Below are 24,600 nucleotides of genomic sequence, written 5' to 3'. Positions count from 1 at the left end.
CGTCAACGAGCCGGTGACGGTCGGCGTCAGCCTGTAGCAGCGGCTAGTACGCCACCGCGACCGGCTGCTTCACCGTCGCCGGGTCCTCCGTCATCGCGAGCATCGCGTGCGCGACGTCCGCGCGGGAGATCTTCGCCCCGCCGCGCAGGCTCGTGCCGATCGCCGTGCGGTAGCGCCCGGTCAGCGGTCCGTCGGTCAGCCGCGGCGGGCGCACCGACGTCCAGTCCGTGGCGCCGGCGCGCATGTCGGCCTCCATGACCCGCAGGTCGTCGTAGTGCCGGCGCAGCACACGGGACACGAGCGGCGTCCCGATCCAGCGCAGGAAGAGCGTCTCGTTCTCCGGTACGGGACCCAGCGGCGCCGCGCTCACCGCCAGGAAGCGCCGGGTCCCCTCCGCTTCCATGGCCTGCAGGACCGGGCGGGTCAGGCGGGAGGCGACGCCGACCTGCCTGGTGCTGCGCGGGCCGAGGCCCGAGAGGACCGCGTCCCGGCCGGCGACCGCCTGCCGCAGCGCCTCCGGGTCGTCGAAGCGGACCGTGCGGACCTTGAGCCCCGCGCCCGTGACCGGCAGCCGCGCCGGGTCCCGGACCACCGCCGTGACCTCGTGGCCCGAGGCCAGGGCCTGCCGGACGATCTCCTGGCCGATACCGCCGGTCGCGCCGAAAACCGTGAGCTTCATGGTGAAAGAACCTCTTCGCCAGGGGTGGGTGAGTACTTACTCACCTCTAGAGTGGGTACGTACTCACCCACCCGTCAAGCCTGGATGGAACGCCCATGCAGAAGCCGGCCCGCGAGCGCATCCTCGACGCCGCCCATGAGCTGATGCTCACCGTCGGCCTGGCCCGCGCCACCACCAAGGCCATCGCCGCGTCCGCCGACTGCTCCGAGGCCGCGCTCTACAAGCACTTCACGAGCAAGGAGGAGCTGTTCGTGAGCGTGCTGCGGGAACGCCTGCCCCAGCTCGACCCGCTGCTGCACCGGCTCGTCGCCGACCCCGGGGAGCGGACCGTCGAGGAGAACCTCACCGAGATCGCCCGCCAGGCCGCCCTCTTCTACGCCGAGAGCTTCCCGATCGCCGCCTCGCTCTACGCCGAGCCCACGCTCAAGGCCCGCCACGACGACGCCATGCGCGAGCTGGGCACCGGACCGCACCTGCCCATCGAGAGCCTCGACACCTATCTGCGCAGCGAGCGGGACGCGGGCCGCATCGCGGCCGGGGCGGACACCTTCGCCGCGGCCTCACTCCTGCTCGGCGCCTGCGCGCAGCGTGCCTTCGCCTTCCACGCGACCGCCGACGGGCAGCCGCCGCAGCCTCTCGACGCGTTCGCCGCGTCCCTCGCCCGCACCCTCCTGCGCGGGATCAGCTAGCCGGCTGGTCGGCCAGCCAGTCGTCGATCCCGGATAGCAGCTTGCTGCGCACGTCGTCCTGCGCCGCGGACGCGCGCACCGACTGGCGGGCCAGCTCGGCCAGCTCCGCGTCGGTGAAACCGTGGTGGCGGCGGGCGATCTCGTACTGCGCCGCGAGCCGCGACCCGAAGAGCAGGGGGTCGTCCGCGCCCAGCGCCATCGGCACGCCGGCCTCCCACAGCGTCCGCAGGGGGACGTCCTCCGGCTTCTCGTAGACGCCGAGCGCGACATTCGACGCCGGGCACACCTCGCAGGCCACCCCGCGCTCGGCCAGCTTCCGCAGCAGCCGCGGGTCCTCCGCCGCCCGCACACCGTGCCCGATGCGCGAGGCGCGCAGATCGTCCAGGCAGTCCCGTACGGACGCGGGACCGGTCAGCTCCCCGCCGTGCGGGGCCGCCAGCAGCCCGCCCTCCCGGGCGATCGCGAACGCCCGGTCGAAGTCGCGGGCCATGCCCCGCCGCTCGTCGTTGGAGAGTCCGAAGCCGACCACGCCCCGGTCCGCGTACCGCACGGCGAGCCGTGCCAGCGTCCGGGCGTCCAGGGGGTGCTTCATGCGGTTGGCCGCGACCACGACCCGGATCCCGAGCCCGGTCTCGCGCGACGCGGCGTCCACCGCGTCCAGAATGATCTCGAGCGCCGGGATCAGCCCGCCCAGCATCGGCGCGTACGACGTCGGGTCGACCTGGATCTCAAGCCAGCCGGAACCGTCCCTGACGTCCTCCTGGGCCGTCTCCCGCACCAGCCGCCGGATGTCCTCGGGCTCCCGCAGACAGGACCGCGCGATGTCGTACAGCCGCTGGAAGCGGAACCAGCCCCGCTCGTCCGTCGCCCGCAGTTTCGGCGGCCGGCCGCTGGTCAGCGCGTCGGGGAGATGGACGCCGTACTTGTCGGCGAGTTCGAGCAGCGTGGCGGGACGCATCGACCCGGTGAAGTGCAGATGCAGATGAGCCTTGGGCAGCAGGCTGAGGTCGCGGACCGCCTCCATGGACCCTCCGTAACGGGTGAACTCCGCGCTGTGCCGAGAGGTGCCGGGCAGGGCTTGTCCGTCATGAGGCCGCGCGAGCGGACGAGTGAGAAGCCCCTCCGGGGGAGGAGTCACTGAAGGATCTTGCCGCATGGATCCCTCCTCAGGAAGCCGAGTTCACCGAACGAGCGCTTGCCTGAACGCACAAGCGGGCCCCCGGTCTCGCCGGAGGCCCGCTCATGCGCGACGCGATGTCAGTCGCGCGCTTCCGCGAGCAGCTTCTGCATCCGTGAGACGCCCTCGACCAGGTCCTCGTCGCCCAGCGCGTACGACAGCCGCAGGTAGCCCGGCGTGCCGAAGGCCTCACCCGGGACGACCGCGACCTCGGCCTCGTCCAGGATCAGCGCCGCCAGCTCCACCGAGGTGGCCGGGCGCTTGCCGCGGATCTCCTTGCCGAGCAGGCCCTTGACCGACGGGTACGCGTAGAACGCGCCCTCGGGGGTCGGGCAGACCACGCCGTCGATCTCGTTCAGCATCTTCACGATCGTCTGGCGGCGGCGGTCGAAGGCCTTGCGCATCTCCGCGACCGCGTCGAGGTCGCCGGAGACGGCGGCCAGGGCGGCGACCTGCGCCACGTTGGACACGTTGGAGGTGGCGTGCGACTGCAGGTTGGTCGCGGCCTTCACCACGTCCTTCGGGGCGATGAGCCACCCGACCCGCCAGCCGGTCATGGCGTACGTCTTGGCCACACCGTTGACGACGATGCACTTGTCGCGCAGCGCCGGGACGATCTGGGGGAGCGAGGTGAACGTCGCGTCCCCGTAGACCAGGTGCTCGTAGATCTCGTCCGTCAGCACCCACAGGCCGTGCTCGGCGGCCCACTCGCCGATCGCACGGGCGTCGGCCTCGGGGTAGACCGCGCCGGTGGGGTTGGACGGGGAGACGAAGAGGACGACCTTGGTCCGCTCCGTGCGCGCGGCCTCCAGCTGCTCCACCGAGACCCGGTAGTCGGTGGTCTCGTCGGCGACGACCTCCACCGGGACTCCGCCCGCGAGACGGATCGACTCGGGGTATGTCGTCCAGTACGGAGCCGGGACGACGACCTCGTCGCCCGGGTCCAGGATCGCCGCGAAGGCCTCGTAGATCGCCTGCTTTCCGCCGTTGGTCACCAGCACCTGGGCGGGGTCGACCTCGTAGCCGGAGTCGCGGAGCGTCTTCTCGGCGATGGCCTTCTTCAGCTCGGGGAGGCCGCCCGCCGGCGTGTAGCGGTGGTACTTGGGGTTCTTGCAGGCCTCGATCGCGGCGTCGACGATGTAGCCGGGCGTCGGGAAATCGGGCTCGCCCGCGCCGAAGCCGATCACCGGGCGGCCGGCGGCCTTGAGGGCCTTGGCCTTGGCGTCGACGGCGAGGGTCGCGGACTCGGAGATCGCACCGATGCGGGCGGAGACCCGGCGCTCGGTGGGAGGAGTTGCAGCGCTCATACGGCCATGCTCCCAGACCCGGGAGGCCCCGGGCACAAGGGTTTCACCGAGCGGACAGGGCCGGGGCACGTCCTGGCGGAACGGTGTCGGAACACGGACAGGAACCGCCGTGGAGCTATCTGTTCGACGCACGGGCGCTGACCACGTACACTCTTGGCTCGTTGGCCCTCACCGACCACCTCTACCCATGGGGTAGGTTTGGGGGGAACCACAAAGGGTCGTAGCTCAATTGGTAGAGCACTGGTCTCCAAAACCAGCGGTTGGGGGTTCAAGTCCCTCCGGCCCTGCTCCACACACCTTCGCCAGGATGTGTGCGCAGGTACGTATCTTCATGCACCGCCGTGCGGCTCCACCGGGCGCGGCACGGCCACGACCCGGAATCAGGTGAGAGACGTGACGGACGCCGTAGGCTCCATCGACATGCCTGATGCCGAGGACGAAGCGCCGGACGCCCGGAAGAAGGCCCGCAAGGGCGGCAAGCGCGGGAAGAAGGGCCCCCTCGGGCGCCTCGCGCTGTTCTACCGTCAGATCGTCGCCGAGCTGCGCAAGGTTGTCTGGCCCACTCGTAGCCAGCTGACGACGTACACCACCGTGGTGATTGTCTTCGTCGTCATCATGATCGGCCTTGTGACCGTGATGGACTATGGCTTCCAGGCAGCAGTCAAGTACGTCTTCGGCTGATCCCGCGGAGGGCGCCTCGCTGGCGTCCCTTTCGCATGTTCCACCCCATCTGTATCCAGGAAGAAGCAGCCACCGTGTCTGACCCGAACCTGAACGACGCCATCGAGTCGGCAGAGTCCGCTGAGGACCAGCTCGACATCGTCGAGGCTGCCGACGAGGACCAGGCGGAAGCTGCTGATGCGGCTGCGGGGCTGCCCGCTGAGGAAGCTGCGATCCAGATCGGCGACGAGGACGAGGTCCTCTCCGACGCCGACGAGGACGAGGACGAGGAAGCCGCCGAGGCGGACGCCGAGACCGAAGCGGAGGCCGAGGTCGAGGTCGAGGCCGAGCCGGAGGCTCCCGTCGACCCGATCGCCGCGCTCCGCGACGAGTTGCGCGGTCTGCCCGGCGAGTGGTACGTGATCCACACCTACGCGGGCTACGAGAAGCGCGTGAAGGCCAACCTGGAGCAGCGTGCCGTCTCGCTGAACGTCGAGGACTTCATCTACCAGGCCGAGGTCCCCGAGGAAGAGATCGTCCAGATCAAGAACGGCGAGCGCAAGAACGTCCGGCAGAACAAGCTGCCCGGCTATGTGCTCGTCCGCATGGACCTGACGAACGAGTCCTGGGGCGTCGTCCGCAACACCCCGGGTGTCACCGGCTTCGTGGGCAACGCCTACGACCCGTACCCGCTGACCCTGGACGAGATCGTCAAGATGCTCGCCCCGGAGGCCGAGGAGAAGGCCGCCCGCGAGGCCGCCGAGGCCGAGGGCAAGCCGGCTCCGGCCCGCAAGGTCGAGGTCCAGGTGCTGGACTTCGAGGTCGGCGACTCGGTCACCGTCACCGACGGTCCGTTCGCCACACTGCAGGCCACGATCAACGAGATCAACGCCGACTCGAAGAAGGTCAAGGGCCTCGTCGAGATCTTCGGTCGCGAGACCCCGGTCGAGCTGAGCTTCGACCAGATCCAGAAGAACTAACGGCACACAGGTTTCCGACCAGGTCAGAACAGCCCTCGTGGCCGTTCTGACCTGCTCGGTTTTTGGCCGCGCAGTGGTACCCGTTATCGTTGTGCGGTATGCCTCCATCCGGATGATCGGGTGGAAGGCGGAAAACTCTCACTAGGACCCGGAGAGAGCAATGCCTCCCAAGAAGAAGAAGGTCACGGGGCTTATCAAGCTCCAGATCCAGGCCGGTGCGGCCAACCCGGCTCCGCCGGTCGGCCCCGCACTGGGTCAGCACGGCGTCAACATCATGGAGTTCTGCAAGGCCTACAACGCCGCGACCGAGTCGCAGCGTGGCATGGTCGTGCCGGTGGAGATCACGGTCTACGAGGACCGTTCCTTCACCTTCGTCACCAAGACTCCGCCGGCCGCCAAGCTGATCCTCAAGGCCGCGGGTGTGGACAAGGGCTCCGGCGAGCCGCACAAGACCAAGGTCGCCAAGCTGACGCGCGACCAGGTCCGCGAGATCGCCACCACCAAGATGCCCGACCTGAACGCCAACGACCTGGACGCCGCCGAGAAGATCATCGCCGGCACCGCCCGTTCCATGGGCATCACGGTCGAGGGCTGATCAGTCCCCGTTCGACCAGTGGCAGGGCCAGGCGCTGGCCCGGACCACGACTCCATACCTGAACCAACAGGAGAAGAAGTGAAGCGCAGCAAGGCTCTCCGCAACGCGGACGCCAAGATCGACCGGGAGCGCAACTACGCCCCGCTCGAGGCCGTCCGTCTTGCGAAGGACACCGCCACCACCAAGTTCGACGGCACCGTCGAGGTCGCCTTCCGCCTGGGCGTTGACCCGCGCAAGGCCGACCAGATGGTCCGTGGCACCGTGAACCTTCCGCACGGCACCGGTAAGACCGCCCGGGTCCTGGTCTTCGCGACCGGTGACCGTGCTGCGGCCGCGGAAGCCGCGGGCGCCGACATCGTCGGCTCCGACGAACTGATCGACGAGGTTTCGAAGGGCCGCCTGGACTTCGACGCCGTCGTCGCCACCCCGGACCTCATGGGCAAGGTCGGCCGCCTCGGCCGTGTGCTCGGTCCCCGTGGTCTCATGCCGAACCCCAAGACCGGCACCGTGACCATGGACGTCGCCAAGGCTGTCAACGACATCAAGGGCGGCAAGATCGAGTTCCGTGTCGACAAGCACTCGAACCTGCACTTCATCATCGGCAAGATCTCCTTCGACGAGACCAAGCTGGTGGAGAACTACGCCGCGGCGCTGGAGGAGATCCTCCGTCTGAAGCCGTCCGCCGCGAAGGGCCGCTACATCAAGAAGGCGACCCTGACCACCACCATGGGCCCCGGCATCCCGCTGGACTCCAACCGCACCCGTAACCTCCTCGTCGAGGAGGACCCGGCAGCTGTCTGACCGGGTCGAGCCTGACGGCTCACGCTGAGCGGCTGACGACGGGCCTTCCACCCCGCTTTCCGGGGTGGAAGGCCCGTCTTCGTCTGCCCGGCGCGATGTTCGTGAGGACTTTTCCGATCTTCCGTCTGAAGTCATGGGGTTCGCACAGAGATCCACCCATGGGGGAGACGCACGTGAAGTAGGCCGTCCTCACGCGAGCGGGCGCCGCCATCGCGAGTCGCCCTGCTCACGACCGCCCTGACCGCTTGCGACGGCTCGGGCGGCGAGGGCGCGGCGGAGCCGGGCACGGCCGCCGCCCGGCCCTCGGAGGCCGCCAAGGCGTCCTACCTGAAGACGGTGGCCGCCGAGTTCGCCAGGACCGATATGACGTATGCAGAGGCGAACGGCGAGGCGGGCCGGCATGTCGGCGTCAAGGGCTGGTACGCGGCCGGCCAGGACCTGACGATGACCGCGGACGGTGAGGACAAGCGGCTGCTCCGGATCGGCGACGACGTCTACGCTCCGTCGGACAAGAGCGCCACGGGCAAGCCGTGAATGAGGATCGGCCTGGGGGACGGCGAGGCGCCGGACGTCCGGCCGAACCAGGACCCGGCCGAGTACCTCGCCATGCTGCTCGACCAGGACAAGCTCCGGCACATGGGCGCCGAGAAGTCCGGCGGCACCGAGACGGAGCACCACCGCGGCACCTTCACCCTCGCCGAACTGCTCCGGGCCGACTCCAGGAGCAAGGTCATGAAGAACGACCGGCGCAAGGCGCTCCAGGACGCTCTCAAGAAGGCCGGGATCAGGACGTACAAGATCGACATCTGGATCGGCGGAAACGGCTGTCCGGTCCGTGTCGAGGACGCCCTGACGGGCGACGAAGGCACGTCGACGACCAAGGCGACGTTCTCGGGCTACGGCACGGCTCCGGCCGTCAAGGCGCCGCCGGCCGACCAGGTGTCCGACTTCGAGGACGTCATGAAGGGCATCGACGAGAAGCTCAAGGAGACCGAGGAGATCCTCGAGGGCCTCGACAGCGGCACCGGCGGCGGGGCCTGATCACCCGATTTGCCTGGCGGGGATTCCCTCCCGTACTCTTCCACGGAAGCCAAAGACCGCTGGTCGTTACCGTGCCCTCATCGGTGCGGTGGCCGAAGGATCCGCTAGCTGCGGACGACCCGCGCAGGTGACTGTGGATGAGCTCCCGGATGTCGCTCCTCAAAGGGCACAGCCGGTCGAGCCACGCCCCGTGCGCCTGCGCCGGGGCGTTTCGTTGTGTTCAGCCCCTTCTGAGCGGTCCTCATCACCCGGAAGGAGGCCGACGCTCTATGGCAAGGCCCGACAAGGCTGCCGCGGTAGCCGAGCTCGCGGACCAGTTCCGTAGCTCGAACGCCGCCGTGCTGACCGAGTACCGGGGTCTCACCGTGGCGCAGCTCAAGACGCTGCGTCGTTCGCTCGGTGAGAACGCCCAGTACGCCGTGGTGAAGAACACGCTGACCAAGATTGCGGCCAACGAGGCCGGGATCACTTCGCTCGACGATCAGTTCACTGGTCCGACGGCGGTCGCCTTCATCACCGGTGACCCGGTGGAGTCGGCGAAGGGTCTTCGTGACTTCGCCAAGGAGAACCCGAACCTCATCATCAAGGGCGGTGTCCTTGACGGTAAGGCGCTGTCCGCCGATGAGATCAAGAAGCTTGCGGACCTCGAGTCCCGCGAGGTTCTGCTCGCCAAGCTGGCGGGCGCCTTCAAGGGCAAGCAGACGCAGACTGCTCAGCTCTTCCAGGCGCTTCCCTCGAAGCTCGTCCGCACCGTGGACGCTCTTCGCGCCAAGCAGGACGAGCAGGGCGGTGCCGAGTAATTCGGCTCGCGCATTGATCCGCGCCGCCTAGAGCGCGGGTCGCAGCGGGCCCAACGTACGCCCGCCGACATGTACACCCGGCACCAGCCGAATTAGTGGAAGGATCGCCCATCATGGCGAAGCTGTCTCAGGAAGACCTGCTCGCGCAGTTCGAGGAGATGACCCTCATCGAGCTCTCCGAGTTCGTGAAGGCGTTCGAGGAGAAGTTCGACGTCACCGCCGCTGCCGCGGTCGCCGTTGCCGGTCCGGCCGGTCCGGCCGCCGCCGCTGAGGCCCCCGAGGAGAAGGACGAGTTCGACGTCGTTCTCACCGGCGCCGGCGAGAAGAAGATCCAGGTCATCAAGGTCGTGCGTGAGCTGACCTCCCTGGGCCTGAAGGAGGCCAAGGACCTCGTCGACGGCACCCCGAAGCCGGTCCTCGAGAAGGTCAACAAGGAGGCCGCGGAGAAGGCTGCCGAGTCCCTCAAGGCCGCCGGTGCCTCCGTCGAGGTCAAGTGACCTCGGGAGTCTGCTGACTCTCGCGCTGTAACGCGCACACACCGCAGGGCGATCACCTATTCGGGTGGTCGCCCTGCGGCGTTCCCCGGCGCACGGGCGGCTGCCTTGCGCAGTCCGCTGCGGAGAGTAAGGTGATCTTCGCCGTGCGCCAGGTGACGATCTCCACGAAGTGGGGGGCCTTGACGAACCGCACGCAGCGCGCAATTCTCAGGTCGCGTCGTCACAACGGTCCAAACTCGAGGCATGGATCGGCGACCGAACGGGCAGGATCGGTGTGCGCCTCCAGCGCACGGCATACCGCGGAGTTGAGAACAACGAGGGTCTCGGAAAACCCGACCTGGACATCAGTGGGCCAAGTGGCTACACTGACCCTTTGCGCTGCCTGTTAGCTGCCTCCTGCCCGTCACCAGGGGCATACCCTCGCAAGAGCATCGTTGACCGAAGTGCCCTGACCTGGCTTTTTGACCAGATTGGGGACCTCTGTCTCCGTGCCTGGCTTGGGACCGGTACGCGCGTAGTGAGTCCGAGCCCTCGGAAGGACCCCCTCTTGGCCGCCTCGCGCAACGCCTCGACCGCGAATACGAACAACGGCGCAAGCACCGCCCCGCTGCGCATCTCCTTTGCAAAGATCAAGGAGCCCCTCGAGGTTCCGAACCTCCTCGCGCTGCAGACCGAGAGCTTTGACTGGCTGCTCGGCAATGCCGCATGGAAGGCTCGTGTCGAGGCGGCTCTGGAGTCCGGACAGGACGTCCCCACGAAGTCCGGTCTGGAGGAGATCTTCGAGGAGATCTCTCCGATCGAGGACTTCTCCGGGTCGATGTCGCTGACCTTCCGCGACCACCGCTTCGAGCCCCCGAAGAACTCGATCGACGAGTGCAAGGAGCGCGACTTCACGTACGCCGCGCCACTCTTCGTCACGGCCGAGTTCACCAACAACGAGACCGGTGAGATCAAGTCCCAGACGGTCTTCATGGGCGACTTCCCGCTCATGACCAACAAGGGCACCTTCGTCATCAACGGCACCGAGCGTGTCGTGGTGTCGCAGCTGGTCCGCTCGCCGGGTGTCTACTTCGACTCCTCCATCGACAAGACGTCCGACAAGGACATCTTCTCCGCCAAGATCATCCCGTCCCGGGGTGCCTGGCTGGAGATGGAGATCGACAAGCGCGACATGGTCGGTGTCCGCATCGACCGCAAGCGCAAGCAGTCCGTCACCGTCCTCCTGAAGGCGCTCGGCTGGACCACCGAGCAGATCCTCGAGGAGTTCGGCGAGTACGAGTCGATGCGCGCCACCCTGGAGAAGGACCACACCCAGGGCCAGGACGACGCGCTGCTCGACATCTACCGCAAGCTGCGCCCGGGCGAGCCCCCGACGCGTGAGGCCGCGCAGACGCTGCTCGAGAACCTGTACTTCAACCCGAAGCGCTACGACCTCGCCAAGGTCGGCCGCTACAAGGTCAACAAGAAGCTCGGGGCCGACGAGCCGCTGGACGCCGGCGTGCTCACCACCGACGACATCATCGCCACGATCAAGTACCTGGTGAAGCTGCACGCCGGTGAGACCGAGACGGTCGGCGAGAGCGGCTCGACGATCGTCGTCGAGACCGACGACATCGACCACTTCGGCAACCGTCGTCTGCGCAACGTCGGCGAGCTCATCCAGAACCAGGTCCGCACGGGTCTGGCCCGTATGGAGCGCGTCGTGCGCGAGCGCATGACCACCCAGGACGTCGAGGCGATCACGCCGCAGACCCTGATCAACATCCGGCCGGTCGTCGCCTCCATCAAGGAGTTCTTCGGCACCAGCCAGCTGTCCCAGTTCATGGACCAGAACAACCCGCTGTCGGGCCTGACCCACAAGCGTCGTCTGTCGGCGCTCGGCCCCGGCGGTCTGTCCCGTGAGCGGGCGGGCTTCGAGGTCCGAGACGTGCACCCGTCCCACTACGGACGCATGTGCCCGATCGAGACCCCCGAAGGCCCGAACATCGGTCTGATCGGTTCGCTTGCCTCGTACGGCCGCGTCAACGCGTTCGGCTTCGTCGAGACGCCGTACCGCAAGGTCGACGAGCACGGCGTCGTCACCGACGAGGTGCACTACCTCACGGCCGACGAGGAGGACCGCTTCGTCATCGCGCAGGCCAACGCCGCGCTCAGCGACGACCTGCGCTTCTCCGAGGCTCGCGTGCTGGTCCGTCGCCGTGGCGGCGAGGTCGACTACGTCGCGCCCGAGGACGTGGACTACATGGACGTCTCGCCGCGCCAGATGGTGTCGGTCGCGACCGCCATGATCCCGTTCCTCGAGCACGACGACGCCAACCGTGCCCTCATGGGCGCGAACATGATGCGCCAGGCCGTTCCGCTCATCAAGGCGGAGGCCCCGCTCGTCGGCACCGGCATGGAGTACCGCTGTGCCACCGACGCCGGCGACGTGGTCAAGGCCGAGAAGGACGGTGTGATCCAGGAGCTCTCCGCGGACTACATCACCGTCGCCAACGACGACGGCACGTACAACACGTACCGCCTGGCCAAGTTCGCCCGCTCCAACCAGGGCACCTCGGTCAACCAGAAGGTCGTCGTCGCCGAGGGCGACCGGGTCGTCGAGGGCCAGGTCCTCGCCGACGGTCCGGCCACCGAGAACGGTGAGATGGCGCTCGGCAAGAACCTGCTGGTCGCGTTCATGCCGTGGGAGGGTCACAACTACGAGGACGCGATCATCCTGTCGCAGCGCCTCGTCCAGGACGACGTCCTCTCCTCGATCCACATCGAGGAGCACGAGGTCGACGCCCGTGACACCAAGCTCGGCCCCGAGGAGATCACCCGGGACATCCCGAACGTCTCCGAGGAGGTCCTCGCGGACCTGGACGAGCGCGGCATCATCCGTATCGGTGCCGAGGTCGTCGCCGGCGACATCCTGGTCGGCAAGGTCACGCCCAAGGGTGAGACCGAGCTGACCCCGGAGGAGCGCCTCCTCCGGGCGATCTTCGGTGAGAAGGCCCGTGAGGTCCGTGACACCTCGCTGAAGGTGCCGCACGGCGAGACCGGCAAGATCATCGGCGTCCGCGTCTTCGACCGCGAGGAGGGCGACGAGCTTCCCCCCGGTGTGAACCAGCTGGTGCGCGTGTACGTCGCGCAGAAGCGCAAGATCACCGACGGTGACAAGCTCGCCGGCCGTCACGGCAACAAGGGCGTCATCTCCAAGATCCTGCCGATCGAGGACATGCCGTTCCTGGAGGACGGCACCCCGGTCGACATCATCCTCAACCCGCTGGGTGTCCCGTCCCGAATGAACCCGGGACAGGTCCTGGAGATCCACCTCGGCTGGCTCGCCAGCCGCGGCTGGGACGTCTCCGGCCTCGCCGAGGAGTGGGCCCAGCGCCTGCAGGCCATCGGAGCGGACCAGGTCCAGCCGGGCACCAACGTCGCGACCCCGGTCTTCGACGGTGCGCGTGAGGACGAGCTCGCGGGTCTGCTGCAGCACACGATCCCGAACCGGGACGGCGAGCGCATGGTGCTCCCGACCGGTAAGGCCCGGCTGTTCGACGGCCGCTCCGGTGAGCCGTTCCCGGACCCGATCTCGGTCGGGTACATGTACATCCTCAAGCTCCACCACCTGGTCGACGACAAGCTGCATGCCCGGTCGACCGGCCCGTACTCGATGATCACCCAGCAGCCGCTGGGTGGTAAGGCTCAGTTCGGTGGCCAGCGCTTCGGTGAGATGGAGGTGTGGGCGCTGGAGGCATACGGCGCCGCGTACGCCCTCCAGGAGCTGCTGACCATCAAGTCCGACGACGTCACCGGCCGCGTGAAGGTCTACGAGGCCATCGTCAAGGGCGAGAACATCCCCGAGCCCGGCATCCCCGAGTCCTTCAAGGTGCTCATCAAGGAGATGCAGTCCCTGTGCCTCAACGTGGAGGTGCTGTCCTCGGACGGCATGTCCATCGAGATGCGCGACACCGACGAGGACGTCTTCCGCGCGGCGGAGGAGCTCGGCATCGACCTGTCCCGGCGCGAGCCGAGCAGCGTCGAAGAGGTCTGACGGGTCGGTCGGGGCTCCCACAAGGAGTCCCGGCCTCTCCCCGGACCCCGTACAGACCATGATTGAGACACGACCCTGAGAGGGATTGACGCATAGTGCTCGACGTCAACTTCTTCGACGAGCTCCGGATCGGCCTGGCCACCGCTGACGACATCCGTCAGTGGTCCCACGGCGAGGTCAAGAAGCCTGAGACCATCAACTACCGCACGCTCAAGCCCGAAAAGGACGGACTCTTCTGCGAGAAGATCTTCGGTCCTACCCGGGACTGGGAGTGCTACTGCGGCAAGTACAAGCGTGTCCGCTTCAAGGGCATCATCTGTGAGCGGTGTGGCGTCGAGGTCACCCGCGCCAAGGTGCGCCGTGAGCGGATGGGCCACATCGAGCTGGCCGCTCCCGTCACCCACATCTGGTACTTCAAGGGCGTTCCGTCGCGGCTGGGCTACCTGCTCGACCTCGCCCCGAAGGACCTGGAGAAGGTCATCTACTTCGCGGCGTACATGATCACGTACGTCGACGAGGAGCGCCGCACCCGCGACCTGCCCTCGCTGGAGGCCCATGTCTCCGTCGAGCGCCAGCAGGTCGAGAACCGCCGCGACGCCGACCTGGAGGCCCGCGCCAAGAAGCTCGAGGCCGACCTGGCCGAGCTCGAGGCCGAGGGTGCCAAGGCCGATGTGCGCCGCAAGGTGCGCGAGGGTGCCGAGCGTGAGATGAAGCAGCTGCGCGACCGTGCCCAGCGCGAGATCGACCGTCTCGACGAGGTGTGGAACCGCTTCAAGAACCTCAAGGTCCAGGACCTGGAGGGTGACGAGCTGCTCTACCGCGAGCTGCGTGACCGCTTCGGCACGTACTTCGACGGCTCGATGGGTGCCGCGGCGCTGCAGAAGCGCCTGGAGTCCTTCGACCTGGAGGAGGAGGCCGAGCGCCTCCGCGAGATCATCCGTACCGGCAAGGGCCAGAAGAAGACCCGTGCGCTCAAGCGCCTCAAGGTCGTCTCCGCCTTCCTGCAGACCAGCAACAGCCCCAAGGGCATGGTGCTGGACTGCGTGCCGGTGATCCCGCCGGACCTGCGTCCGATGGTGCAGCTGGACGGTGGCCGCTTCGCGACCTCCGACCTGAACGACCTGTACCGCCGGGTCATCAACCGGAACAACCGACTGAAGCGTCTGCTCGACCTCGGTGCCCCCGAGATCATCGTGAACAACGAGAAGCGGATGCTCCAGGAGGCCGTCGACGCGCTGTTCGACAACGGCCGCCGCGGCCGTCCGGTCACGGGTCCCGGTAATCGCCCGCTGAAGTCCCTCAGCGACATGCTGAAGGGCAAGCAGGGTCGCTTCCGTCAGAACCTGCTCGGTAAGCGAGTCGACTACTCGGCGCGTTCCGTCATCGTCGTCGGCCCGCAGCTGAAGCTGCACCAGTGCGGTCTGCCCAAGGCCATGGCGCTGGAGCTCTTCAAGCCGTTCGTGATGAAGCGCCTGGTCGACCTGAACCACGCGCAGAACATCAAGAGCGCCAAGCGCATGGTCGAGCGCGGCCGCACCGTCGTGTACGACGTCCTCGAAGAGGTCATCGCCGAGCACCCGGTGCTGCTGAACCGTGCGCCCACGCTGCACCGCCTCGGCATCCAGGCCTTCGAGCCGCAGCTGGTCGAGGGCAAGGCCATCCAGATCCACCCGCTCGTCTGCACCGCGTTCAACGCGGACTTCGACGGTGACCAGATGGCCGTGCACCTGCCGCTGTCCGCGGAGGCGCAGGCCGAGGCCCGCATCCTGATGCTGTCCTCGAACAACATCCTCAAGCCGGCCGACGGCCGACCGGTCACCATGCCGACCCAGGACATGGTGCTGGGCCTCTTCTTCCTCACCACGGACGAGGAGGAGCGCGAGGTGCGCGGCGAGGGCCGTGCGTTCAACTCCAGCGCCGAGGCGATCATGGCCTTCGACGCCCGGGAGCTCTCGCTCCAGGCGAAGGTCGACATCCGCTTCCCGATCGGCACCGTCCCGCCCCGTGGCTGGACCCCGCCGGTCGCCGAGGAGGGTGAGCCGGAGTGGCAGCAGGGTGACTCGTTCCGTCTGCGGACGACCCTGGGCCGCGCGCTCTTCAACGAGCTGCTGCCCGAGGACTACCCGTTCGTCGACTACTCGGTCGGCAAGAAGCAGCTCTCCGAGATCGTCAACGACCTCGCCGAGCGCTACCCGAAGGTCATCGTGGCGGCGACGCTCGACAACCTGAAGGCGGCGGGCTTCTACTGGGCGACCCGTTCCGGTGTCACCGTGGCCATCTCCGACGTCGTCGTTCCCGAGGCGAAGAAGGAGATCGTCGCGGGCTACGAGGCGCAGGACGAGAAGGTCCAGAAGCAGTACGAGCGCGGTCTGATCACCAAGCAGGAGCGCACGCAGGAGCTCATCACCATCTGGACCAAGGCGACCAACGAGGTTGCCGAGGCGATGAACGCGAACTTCCCGAAGACCAACCCCATCTTCATGATGGTCAACTCGGGTGCTCGCGGAAACATGATGCAGATGCGTCAGATCGCCGGTATGCGTGGTCTGGTGTCGAACGCCAAGAACGAGACGATCCCGCGTCCCATCAAGGCGTCGTTCCGCGAGGGTCTGTCCGTGCTGGAGTACTTCATCTCCACGCACGGTGCCCGTAAGGGTCTCGCCGACACCGCTCTGCGTACCGCCGACTCCGGTTACCTGACGCGTCGTCTGGTCGACGTCTCGCAGGACGTCATCATCCGCGAGGAGGACTGTGGCACCGACCGCGGTCTGAAGCTGCGGATCGCCGAGCGGGGCGCCGACGGTGTCCTGCGCAAGGCGGAGGACGTCGAGACGTCCGTGTACGCGCGGATGCTCGCCGAGGACGTCGTCGTGGACGGCAAGGTCATCGCGCCGGCCAACGTCGACCTCGGTGACGTGCTCATCGACGCGCTCGTCGGCGCGGGTGTCGAGGAGGTCAAGACCCGCTCGGTCCTGACCTGTGAGTCCGCGGTCGGTACGTGTGCGTACTGCTACGGCCGTTCGCTCGCCACCGGCAAGCTGGTCGACATCGGTGAGGCGGTCGGCATCATCGCCGCCCAGTCCATCGGTGAGCCCGGTACCCAGCTGACGATGCGTACCTTCCACACCGGTGGTGTGGCCGGTGACGACATCACCCAGGGTCTGCCGCGTGTCGTCGAGCTCTTCGAGGCCCGTACCCCAAAGGGTGTCGCCCCGATCTCCGAGGCCAACGGCCGCGTGCGGATCGAGGAGACCGAGAAGACCAAGAAGCTCGTCGTCACCCCGGACGACGGCAGCGACGAGACGGCGTTCCCGATCTCGAAGCGTGCCCGTCTGCTGGTGGGCGAGGGCGACCACGTCGAGGTGGGCCAGAAGCTCACCGTGGGTGCCACCAACCCGCACGACGTGCTGCGCATCCTCGGCCAGCGGGCCGTCCAGGTCCACCTGGTCGGCGAGGTCCAGAAGGTCTACAACTCGCAGGGTGTGTCGATCCACGACAAGCACATCGAGATCATCATCCGGCAGATGCTGCGCCGTGTGACGATCATCGAGTCCGGCGACGCGGAGCTGCTGCCGGGGGAGCTCGTGGAGCGCTCGCGCTTCGAGCAGGAGAACCGTCGTGTGGTCACCGAGGGCGGTCACCCCGCCTCCGGCCGTCCGCAGCTGATGGGTATCACCAAGGCCTCGCTCGCCACCGAGTCGTGGCTGTCGGCGGCGTCCTTCCAGGAGACGACCAGGGTCCTCACCGACGCGGCGATCAACGCCAAGTCGGACTCCCTGATCGGCCTCAAGGAGAACGTCATCATCGGTAAGCTCATCCCGGCCGGTACGGGCCTGTCCCGCTACCGCAACATCCGGGTCGAGCCGACCGAGGAGGCCAAGGCCGCGATGTACTCGGCCGTCGGCTACGACGACATCGACTACTCGCCGTTCGGCACGGGCTCCGGCCAGGCCGTTCCGCTGGAGGACTACGACTACGGTCCGTACAACCAGTAAGGCGTACGTCCCTGGCCTCCGGCACGGGACCGGAAGGGCGGCCACTCCGTTGCGTACGGGGTGGCCGCCCTTCGGCGTCGACCTCGGCCTTTGGAACGGCCGGAGGGCGGGCTACCGCGGCCCGTACGGCCCTCCGGGGCGCTTCGGGGCGTCCTGGTGGCGTACCGGCGTGTCGGGCCCGCTTGCATTTGTTTTGACCGAACTCGGTGAGGTAGGTACGCTCAGACCTTGTGCCTGGGGTGTGCCTGGGCTCATGTGCGTGTCCTCAACCGCACAGCGAGCCAAGACCGGCCACCGTAATCTGCGCCTTTTCCGCCTTCCGGCGGGAGTCTGCAGCATTCGACACACCCGACCGCGTGGGTCGGCGACGTTCCAGGTTAGCTTTACTAACGGCACACAGAAACCGGAGAAGTAGTGCCTACGATCCAGCAGCTGGTCCGCAAGGGCCGGCAGGACAAGGTCGAAAAGAACAAGACGCCCGCACTCGAGGGTTCCCCTCAGCGTCGCGGCGTCTGCACGCGTGTGTTCACGACCACCCCGAAGAAGCCGAACTCGGCCCTCCGTAAGGTCGCGCGTGTGCGTCTGACCTCCGGTATCGAGGTCACGGCCTACATCCCGGGTGAGGGACACAACCTGCAGGAGCACTCCATCGTGCTCGTGCGTGGTGGCCGTGTGAAGGACCTGCCGGGTGTTCGTTACAAGATCATCCGCGGCTCCCTTGACACCCAGGGCGTCAAGAACCGCAAGCAGGCCCGCAGCCGCTACGGCGCCAAGAAGGAGAAGTAAGAATGCCTCGTAAGGGCCCCGCCCCGAAGCGCCCGGTCATCATCGACCCGGTTTACGGTTCTCCTCTGGTGACCTCGCTGATCAACAAGATCCTGCTCAACGGCAAGCGTTCCACCGCTGAGCGCATCGTCTACGGCGCCATGGAAGGCCTCCGTGAGAAGACCGGCGCTGACCCGGTCATCACGCTGAAGCGCGCTCTCGAGAACGTCAAGCCGTCTCTCGAGGTCAAGTCCCGCCGTGTCGGTGGCGCCACCTACCAGGTTCCGATCGAGGTCAAGCCCGGTCGTGCCTCCACCCTCGCGCTCCGCTGGGTCGTTGGCTACTCTCGCGCCCGCCGCGAGAAGACCATGACCGAGCGCCTCATGAACGAACTGCTCGACGCCTCGAACGGCCTCGGCGCTGCGGTCAAGAAGCGCGAGGACACGCACAAGATGGCCGAGTCCAACAAGGCCTTCGCGCACTACCGCTGGTAGTCGCAACCCCATCGAGAACCGAGAGAAGACGAAAGCCTTATGGCTACCACTTCGCTTGACCTGGCCAGGGTCCGCAATATCGGGATCATGGCCCACATCGACGCGGGCAAGACGACCACCACCGAGCGCATCCTGTTCTACACCGGTGTTTCGTACAAGATCGGTGAGGTCCACGACGGCGCCGCCACGATGGACTGGATGGAGCAGGAGCAGGAGCGCGGCATCACGATCACGTCCGCCGCGACGACCTGCCACTGGCCGCTCGAGGACGTCGACCACACCATCAACATCATCGACACCCCGGGTCACGTCGACTTCACCGTTGAGGTGGAGCGCTCCCTGCGTGTGCTCGACGGTGCCGTGACGGTGTTCGACGGCGTCGCCGGCGTCGAGCCGCAGTCCGAGACCGTTTGGCGTCAGGCGGACCGCTACGGCGTGCCGCGTATCTGCTTCGTCAACAAGCTGGACCGGACGGGTGCCGAGTTCCACCGCTGCGTGGACATGATCAGCGACCGCCTTGGCGCGCAGCCGATCGTCATGCAGCTCCCGATCGGTGCCGAGGCCGACTTCAAGGGCGTCATCGACCTGGTCCGTATGAAGGCCCTGGTCTGGTCCGCCGAGGCGGCCAAGGGCGAGATGTACGACATCGTCGACATCCCGGCCACCCACACCGAGGCTGCCGAGGAGTACCGCGGCAAGCTCGTCGAGGCCGTCGCCGAGAACGACGAAGAGATCATGGAGCTGTACCTGGAGGGCCAGGAGCCTTCCGAGGAGCAGCTGTACGCCGCGATCCGTCGTATCACCATCGCCTCCGGCAAGGGCAAGGGCACCACGGTCACCCCGGTGTTCTGTGGCACCGCGTTCAAGAACAAGGGCGTTCAGCCCCTGCTCGACGCGGTCGTGCGCTACCTCCCGTCGCCCGTCGACATCGAGGCCATCGAGGGCCACGACGTCAAGGACGCGGACCTGGTCGTCAAGCGCAAGCCGTCCGACGACGAGCCGCTGTCGGCGCTGGCGTTCAAGATCATGAGCGACCCGCACCTCGGCAAGCTCACCTTCGTGCGCATCTACTCCGGCCGTCTGGAGTCCGGCACCGCCGTGCTGAACTCCGTGAAGGGCCGCAAGGAGCGCATCGGCAAGATCTACCGCATGCACGCGAACAAGCGTGAGGAGATCGAGTCGGTGGGCGCCGGTGACATCGTCGCCGTCATGGGCCTGAAGCAGACCACCACCGGTGAGACGCTCGCGGACGAGAAGAACCCGGTGATCCTGGAGTCCATGGACTTCCCGGCGCCGGTCATCGAGGTCGCGATCGAGCCCAAGTCCAAGGGCGACCAGGAGAAGCTGGGTGTCGCCATCCAGCGTCTCGCGGAGGAGGACCCCTCCTTCCAGGTGCACACCAACGAGGAGACCGGCCAGACCGTCATCGGCGGTATGGGCGAACTTCACCTCGAGGTGCTCGTCGACCGCATGAAGCGTGAGTTCAAGGTCGAGGCCAACGTCGGCAAGCCTCAGGTCGCGTACCGCGAGACGATCCGCAAGGCCGTCGAGCGCGTGGACTACACCCACAAGAAGCAGACCGGTGGTACCGGTCAGTTCGCCAAGGTGCAGATCGCGATCGAGCCGATCGAGGGCGGCGACGCCGCTTACGAGTTCGTGAACAAGGTCACCGGTGGCCGCATCCCGAAGGAGTACATCCCTTCGGTCGACGCCGGTGCGCAGGAGGCCATGCAGTTCGGCATCCTCGCCGGCTACGAGATGACGGGCGTCCGCGTCATTCTTCTCGACGGTGCCTACCACGAGGTCGACTCCTCCGAGCTCGCCTTCAAGATCGCCGGCTCGCAGGCCTTCAAGGAGGCCGCGCGCAAGGCGTCCCCCGTGCTCCTCGAGCCGATGATGGCCGTTGAGGTCACCACGCCCGAGGACTACATGGGCGATGTCATCGGTGACATCAACTCCCGCCGTGGCCAGATCCAGGCCATGGAGGAGCGTGCCGGTGCCCGTGTCGTCAAGGGCCTGGTGCCGCTGTCGGAGATGTTCGGCTACGTCGGCGACCTCCGCAGCAAGACCTCGGGTCGCGCAAGCTACTCGATGCAGTTCGACTCCTACGCCGAGGTTCCGCGGAACGTCGCCGAGGAGATCATCGCGAAGGCCAAGGGCGAGTAACTCACCCGAGTACACGCTTTAGGCTTGACGCCGTAACCGTCGGGGCGTTTCCCGCGAACCCGTGAGGCTCGCCCCGACGGCCGGCACCACCAGCAAAGATCACCCTGGCGCCGATGAGTAAGGCGTACAGAACCACTCCACAGGAGGACCCCAGTGGCGAAGGCGAAGTTCGAGCGGACTAAGCCGCACGTCAACATCGGCACCATCGGTCACATCGACCACGGTAAGACGACCCTCACGGCCGCCATTACCAAGGTGCTGCACGACAAGTACCCGGACCTGAACGAGGCCTCGGCCTTCGACCAGATCGACAAGGCTCCTGAGGAGCGTCAGCGCGGTATCACCATCTCCATCGCGCACGTCGAGTACCAGACGGAGTCGCGTCACTACGCGCACGTCGACTGCCCGGGTCACGCGGACTACATCAAGAACATGATCACCGGTGCTGCCCAGATGGACGGTGCCATTCTTGTGGTCGCCGCCACCGACGGCCCGATGCCGCAGACCAAGGAGCACGTGCTCCTGGCCCGCCAGGTCGGCGTTCCGTACATCGTCGTCGCCCTGAACAAGGCCGACATGGTGGACGACGAGGAGATCCTGGAGCTCGTCGAGCTCGAGGTCCGTGAGCTCCTCTCCGAGTACGAGTTCCCGGGCGACGACCTGCCGGTCGTCAAGGTCTCGGCGCTCAAGGCGCTCGAGGGCGACAAGGAGTGGGGCCAGTCGGTCCTGAACCTGATGGACGCCGTCGACGAGGCGATCCCGCAGCCCGAGCGTGACGTCGACAAGCCGTTCCTGATGCCGATCGAGGACGTCTTCACGATCACCGGTCGTGGCACCGTCGTCACCGGTCGTATCGAGCGTGGTGTCCTCAAGGTCAACGAGACCGTCGACATCGTCGGTATCAAGCAGGAGAAGACCACCACCACGGTCACCGGCATCGAGATGTTCCGCAAGCTGCTCGACGAGGGCCAGGCCGGTGAGAACGTCGGTCTGCTCCTCCGTGGCATCAAGCGCGAGGACGTCGAGCGCGGCCAGGTCATCATCAAGCCGGGTTCGGTCACGCCGCACACCGAGTTCGAGGCCCAGGCCTACATCCTGTCGAAGGACGAGGGTGGCCGTCACACCCCGTTCTTCAACAACTACCGCCCGCAGTTCTACTTCCGTACCACGGACGTGACCGGCGTCGTGACCCTCCCCGAGGGCACCGAGATGGTCATGCCGGGCGACAACACCACCATGACGGTCGCGCTGATTCAGCCGGTCGCCATGGAGGAGGGCCTGAAGTTCGCCATCCGTGAGGGTGGCCGGACCGTCGGCGCCGGCCAGGTCACCAAGATCAGCAAGTGATTGCCGATCTGACCTGGTAGCTCCTGCGAGCACCATGTGAGAGGCCCCGCACCGGAAGGTGCGGGGCCTCTTTGCTCGGTCCTCGTCAGGTCCTAGCTCGCCGTGGCGGCCTCCGGGTACCAGATCCACGGGTGAGCGTCCACCCCCATGCCGACCGCCGTCGCGCCGGAGCGGCCCAGCCGGAGTGCCGGGAATTCCAGCGCCTCCACTCCCTGACGCCGCGTCACGATCCCGCCGTCGACCTGGAGTTGTACGCGTCCCCGCAGGTCCTTGCCGAGCAGCACCGGCCCGTTCGGCGCGGCGGCCGTGCTCACGGCGCCGTAGCCGTCGAAGTGCTCCTTGCGCGGCCGGGCGGGGGAGCCGCCGGCCCGTACGGCGATCAGAGCCGGGGCCGCCGGCTTGCGGTAGTAGACCTCGACTCCGCCGTCGTCGGTCGGGAGCGCGGCGAGTGGACCGCCGGGGGCCGGCAGGCCGCTGCCGCCGTCCCGCTCGAAGGTGATCTCCTCGCCGAGGACGTCCTGCGCCCAGTGGTGCACGGTGTCATGGCCCGCCCCGAAGACATGGACCCGCCCGGCGCCGTCCACGACCGCCGTGAGCCCGTCCTGGATCTCGGCGCCGCCGAGATCGCGCCAGGTGTCCCAGCGCCCGTCCGTGTCCCGCACCCGCGTGCTGAGGCCCTTGTCCGCGTTGCGTACGAAGAGGTGGACGCGTCCGTCCGGGGCGGTCACCGCGACCGGTACGCCGATGCGGCGGCCCCGGTCGTCGTCCCGCTCGGGATTGCCGAGCCCCGTCCAGGCCGCGAAGCCCCCGCCGACGGTGCGCTGTTCGAGCAGCACCACCTCGCGCCGGTTCGCCCCGCCGTGGCCGCCGAGCGCGGCGAACCGCAGCCCGAACAGCAGCTGCCTGCCGTCCTTCAGCGCCGCCGAGCCCAGCGCGGGCGCGAGCGGCCCGCCGCCGAGGTCGTCCGGCCGGCCCCACCGCCCGCTGCCCGGGCCGGTCTCGCGCCAGCGCACGGCCCGCAGCCCCAGCACCCCGTACGCGGCGAGCCGTCCGTCCGCCTCGGTGACGAGGACGGGGCGGGCGCCCGGGTAGCGGTGGTGGGTCGAGCGGACCCAGCCCTTCTTGTTCGTCAGCGGGCGGGTGCCGCCCACGCTGTAGTCGCCGCAGCCCGACGGGTTGCCGCAGTCCCAGTCGGGGTCGCCGCCGTACGGGACGAGGTGCGCGGCCTTCTCCCGCAGGACCGCCGGCGGGAGGTTCTTGGGCCAGTGCCGGTTGTAGTAGCCGCGGAACGCCGTGGCCACGAACCCGGGCACCCGGCCGCCGTCCTCCGTCGCCTCGGCGACCCAGCGCACCATCGCGGCCCAGCTGAAGCACGCCACGGCGGTGTGGTCGGCGTGGTCCGAGTAGCCGGGCTGTTCGCTGTCCCGCTTGCGGGTCGCCTCGTCGCTGTGCTGGATGTCGGGGTCCGGGTCCAGGGTCTGGATCACGGTCGGCCGGTACTGCTCCATGAGCCCGACGAGCACGTCGATGAGCTGGTCGTGGTCGTACGAGACCGTCCTGCGCAGCGGCGAGTCCGCGGCGACGACCGTGTGCAGGCCGAGCGCCCGGTCGTGCCAGAGGCTCGGCAGGGCCTCCCAGCGGCGGGGTGTGTGCATCGGGAGGTTGAGGAAGATCAGCTCGACCCGGCGGTGGCCGTCGGTGAGGGTGTTGATCTCGGCGCGGTGGTCGCCGCGCAGGGTGGTCACACCCTTCTGCCAGCCGGTGAACTTGTCGAGGCCGAGGAGGGCGGCGTACGCCTGCCGCAGGCCCTGGTGGCGGGCGGAGGAGTAGGCCGGGCGGTCGGCGGGGACGTTCCGGTCCCCGGGTATGCGGTTCCTGCCGTTGTGCTCGCCGGCGGTGACGTACACGCAGACGAGGGGCACGCCGGAGTCCAGCATCCGCTGGGTGTCCGGGTTCATGAAGTACAGGTCGTCGTCCGGGTGCGCCAGGATCTGCATCAGCTGCGCGCGGCGCGTGCCGGCGATCGGGATGCCGGGCGCGGGGTCCGCGGTGGGGGTGGGCCGCCGGGGCGCGGGCACCGAGCAGGCGCCGAGTGCGGCACCGGCGAGTGCGGCGGTGGCGGCGACGACCGAGCGGCGGCGGGGGTGCGTGCGGCCGGTCCGGCGGGCGCCGGGTGCGGCGGGTGCGCCGGGTACGGGGCCGTCCGCTGCCGGGTCCCGCGCCTCGGGCTCCTCGGGCAGGGCGGTCTCGGCCCAGGAGGCCGGGCCCGGGCCGGGCTCACCTGCTCGTACGTCCGGCGTCGATGCGGAGTCCCGCGCACCCCGGAGGGCGTGCGCGGGCATGCTTCGCGCAGCGCTGTCGTTCACTTGTCGTGCTCCGTCCGCTTCCCCCGCAGCGGGCGGGCATGGCCCCCGTCTGCGTACCGTGATCTCCCCAGGCGCGGAGGAGCGGCTGGTCGAGCCGCCTTTCCGCGATCAGCTAGACGGATTTTCGACGGGCCGGGTTGCCCGGACGTTGTGGGTGATGTCGGGCGCCGTCCGGCCCGGCGCGTCAGGCGGGGCGGGCCCGACG

General features: G+C 67.9%; 19 protein-coding genes and 1 tRNA gene. 16 read left to right on the top strand and 4 right to left on the bottom strand.

From position 1 onward, the window contains the following. Positions 1-43 precede the first annotated feature (43 nt). Entirely contained in the window at positions 44-679 is a 636-nt protein-coding gene (locus ACWCP0_RS01860; RefSeq protein ID WP_451076885.1) for an NAD(P)-dependent oxidoreductase, read from the bottom strand. 95 nt (positions 680-774) lie between these two features. Between ACWCP0_RS01860 and ACWCP0_RS01855 the strand changes: the two genes are divergently transcribed. Continuing rightward, positions 775-1,368, top strand: coding sequence for a TetR/AcrR family transcriptional regulator (locus tag ACWCP0_RS01855; RefSeq protein WP_451076884.1), 594 nt, complete (start codon positions 775-777; stop codon positions 1,366-1,368). Here ACWCP0_RS01855 and ACWCP0_RS01850 read toward each other — a convergent pair. Together ACWCP0_RS01850 and ACWCP0_RS01845 are read right to left on the bottom strand one after the other, a co-directional pair. Then, a complete protein-coding gene (locus ACWCP0_RS01850) occupies positions 1,361-2,392 on the bottom strand; it encodes an adenosine deaminase (RefSeq protein ID WP_451076883.1) in 1,032 nt (343 codons plus the stop codon). The genes ACWCP0_RS01855 and ACWCP0_RS01850 overlap by 8 nt on opposite strands. A gap of 233 nt (positions 2,393-2,625) precedes the next feature. Continuing rightward, on the bottom strand, positions 2,626-3,852 hold the full coding sequence (locus ACWCP0_RS01845; RefSeq protein WP_451076882.1) for a pyridoxal phosphate-dependent aminotransferase: 1,227 nt from the start codon (positions 3,850-3,852) through the stop codon (positions 2,626-2,628). 214 nt (positions 3,853-4,066) lie between these two features. Between ACWCP0_RS01845 and ACWCP0_RS01840 the strand changes: the two genes are divergently transcribed. The 15 genes from ACWCP0_RS01840 to tuf all read left to right on the top strand — a co-directional run bounded on the left by ACWCP0_RS01840 (position 4,067) and on the right by tuf (position 22,029). Then, positions 4,067-4,139, top strand: a tRNA-Trp gene (locus tag ACWCP0_RS01840). 106 nt (positions 4,140-4,245) lie between these two features. Beyond that, positions 4,246-4,533, top strand: coding sequence for a preprotein translocase subunit SecE (gene secE, locus ACWCP0_RS01835; RefSeq protein ID WP_451076881.1), 288 nt, complete (start codon positions 4,246-4,248; stop codon positions 4,531-4,533). Positions 4,534-4,607: 74 nt separating this feature from the next. Beyond that, the gene (gene nusG, locus ACWCP0_RS01830) at positions 4,608-5,492 is read left to right on the top strand and encodes a transcription termination/antitermination protein NusG (RefSeq protein WP_451076880.1); all 885 of its coding nucleotides are present in this window, start codon (positions 4,608-4,610) and stop codon (positions 5,490-5,492) included. A 160-nt stretch (positions 5,493-5,652) separates the two neighbouring features. Beyond that, entirely contained in the window at positions 5,653-6,087 is a 435-nt protein-coding gene (rplK, locus tag ACWCP0_RS01825; protein WP_031076594.1) for a 50S ribosomal protein L11, read from the top strand. A gap of 78 nt (positions 6,088-6,165) precedes the next feature. Beyond that, on the top strand, positions 6,166-6,888 hold the full coding sequence (gene rplA, locus ACWCP0_RS01820) for a 50S ribosomal protein L1 (protein ID WP_351226598.1): 723 nt from the start codon (positions 6,166-6,168) through the stop codon (positions 6,886-6,888). A gap of 363 nt (positions 6,889-7,251) precedes the next feature. Beyond that, positions 7,252-7,422: a hypothetical protein gene (locus ACWCP0_RS01815; protein ID WP_451076879.1), complete on the top strand. Its 171-nt coding sequence runs from the start codon at positions 7,252-7,254 to the stop codon at positions 7,420-7,422. Continuing rightward, positions 7,423-7,929, top strand: coding sequence for a hypothetical protein (locus ACWCP0_RS01810; protein WP_451076878.1), 507 nt, complete (start codon positions 7,423-7,425; stop codon positions 7,927-7,929). 269 nt (positions 7,930-8,198) lie between these two features. Then, a complete protein-coding gene (gene rplJ / locus ACWCP0_RS01805; RefSeq protein WP_351226593.1) occupies positions 8,199-8,729 on the top strand; it encodes a 50S ribosomal protein L10 in 531 nt (176 codons plus the stop codon). Between the two features lie 113 nt (positions 8,730-8,842). Continuing rightward, a complete protein-coding gene (rplL, locus tag ACWCP0_RS01800; RefSeq protein ID WP_451076877.1) occupies positions 8,843-9,226 on the top strand; it encodes a 50S ribosomal protein L7/L12 in 384 nt (127 codons plus the stop codon). A gap of 547 nt (positions 9,227-9,773) precedes the next feature. Beyond that, a complete protein-coding gene (gene rpoB / locus ACWCP0_RS01795) occupies positions 9,774-13,262 on the top strand; it encodes a DNA-directed RNA polymerase subunit beta (protein ID WP_451076876.1) in 3,489 nt (1,162 codons plus the stop codon). A gap of 95 nt (positions 13,263-13,357) precedes the next feature. Then, positions 13,358-17,257, top strand: a complete 3,900-nt coding sequence (locus tag ACWCP0_RS01790) for a DNA-directed RNA polymerase subunit beta' (protein ID WP_451076875.1) — start codon at positions 13,358-13,360, stop codon at positions 17,255-17,257. Between the two features lie 414 nt (positions 17,258-17,671). Next, positions 17,672-18,043 carry a 30S ribosomal protein S12 gene (gene rpsL / locus ACWCP0_RS01785; RefSeq protein WP_003948652.1) on the top strand — a complete coding sequence of 124 codons (372 nt, stop codon included), beginning with the start codon at positions 17,672-17,674 and terminating at the stop codon, positions 18,041-18,043. Between the two features lie 2 nt (positions 18,044-18,045). Next, complete coding sequence (gene rpsG, locus ACWCP0_RS01780; RefSeq protein ID WP_262006819.1) at positions 18,046-18,516, top strand: 30S ribosomal protein S7; 471 nt, start codon at positions 18,046-18,048, stop codon at positions 18,514-18,516. Between the two features lie 39 nt (positions 18,517-18,555). Then, the gene (gene fusA / locus ACWCP0_RS01775) at positions 18,556-20,682 is read left to right on the top strand and encodes an elongation factor G (RefSeq protein WP_451076874.1); all 2,127 of its coding nucleotides are present in this window, start codon (positions 18,556-18,558) and stop codon (positions 20,680-20,682) included. A 153-nt stretch (positions 20,683-20,835) separates the two neighbouring features. After that, on the top strand, positions 20,836-22,029 hold the full coding sequence (gene tuf / locus ACWCP0_RS01770; RefSeq protein ID WP_351226582.1) for an elongation factor Tu: 1,194 nt from the start codon (positions 20,836-20,838) through the stop codon (positions 22,027-22,029). A 92-nt stretch (positions 22,030-22,121) separates the two neighbouring features. Here tuf and ACWCP0_RS01765 read toward each other — a convergent pair whose 3' ends face one another. Beyond that, the gene (locus ACWCP0_RS01765; protein ID WP_451076873.1) at positions 22,122-24,395 is read right to left on the bottom strand and encodes a PIG-L family deacetylase; all 2,274 of its coding nucleotides are present in this window, start codon (positions 24,393-24,395) and stop codon (positions 22,122-22,124) included. Positions 24,396-24,600 lie beyond the last annotated feature (205 nt).

The sequence above is a fragment of the Streptomyces sp. NPDC001970 genome (genome assembly GCF_053594115.1).
Note: the sequence above shows the minus strand (reverse complement) of the source record. Positions and strands in the feature narration are given on the sequence as shown.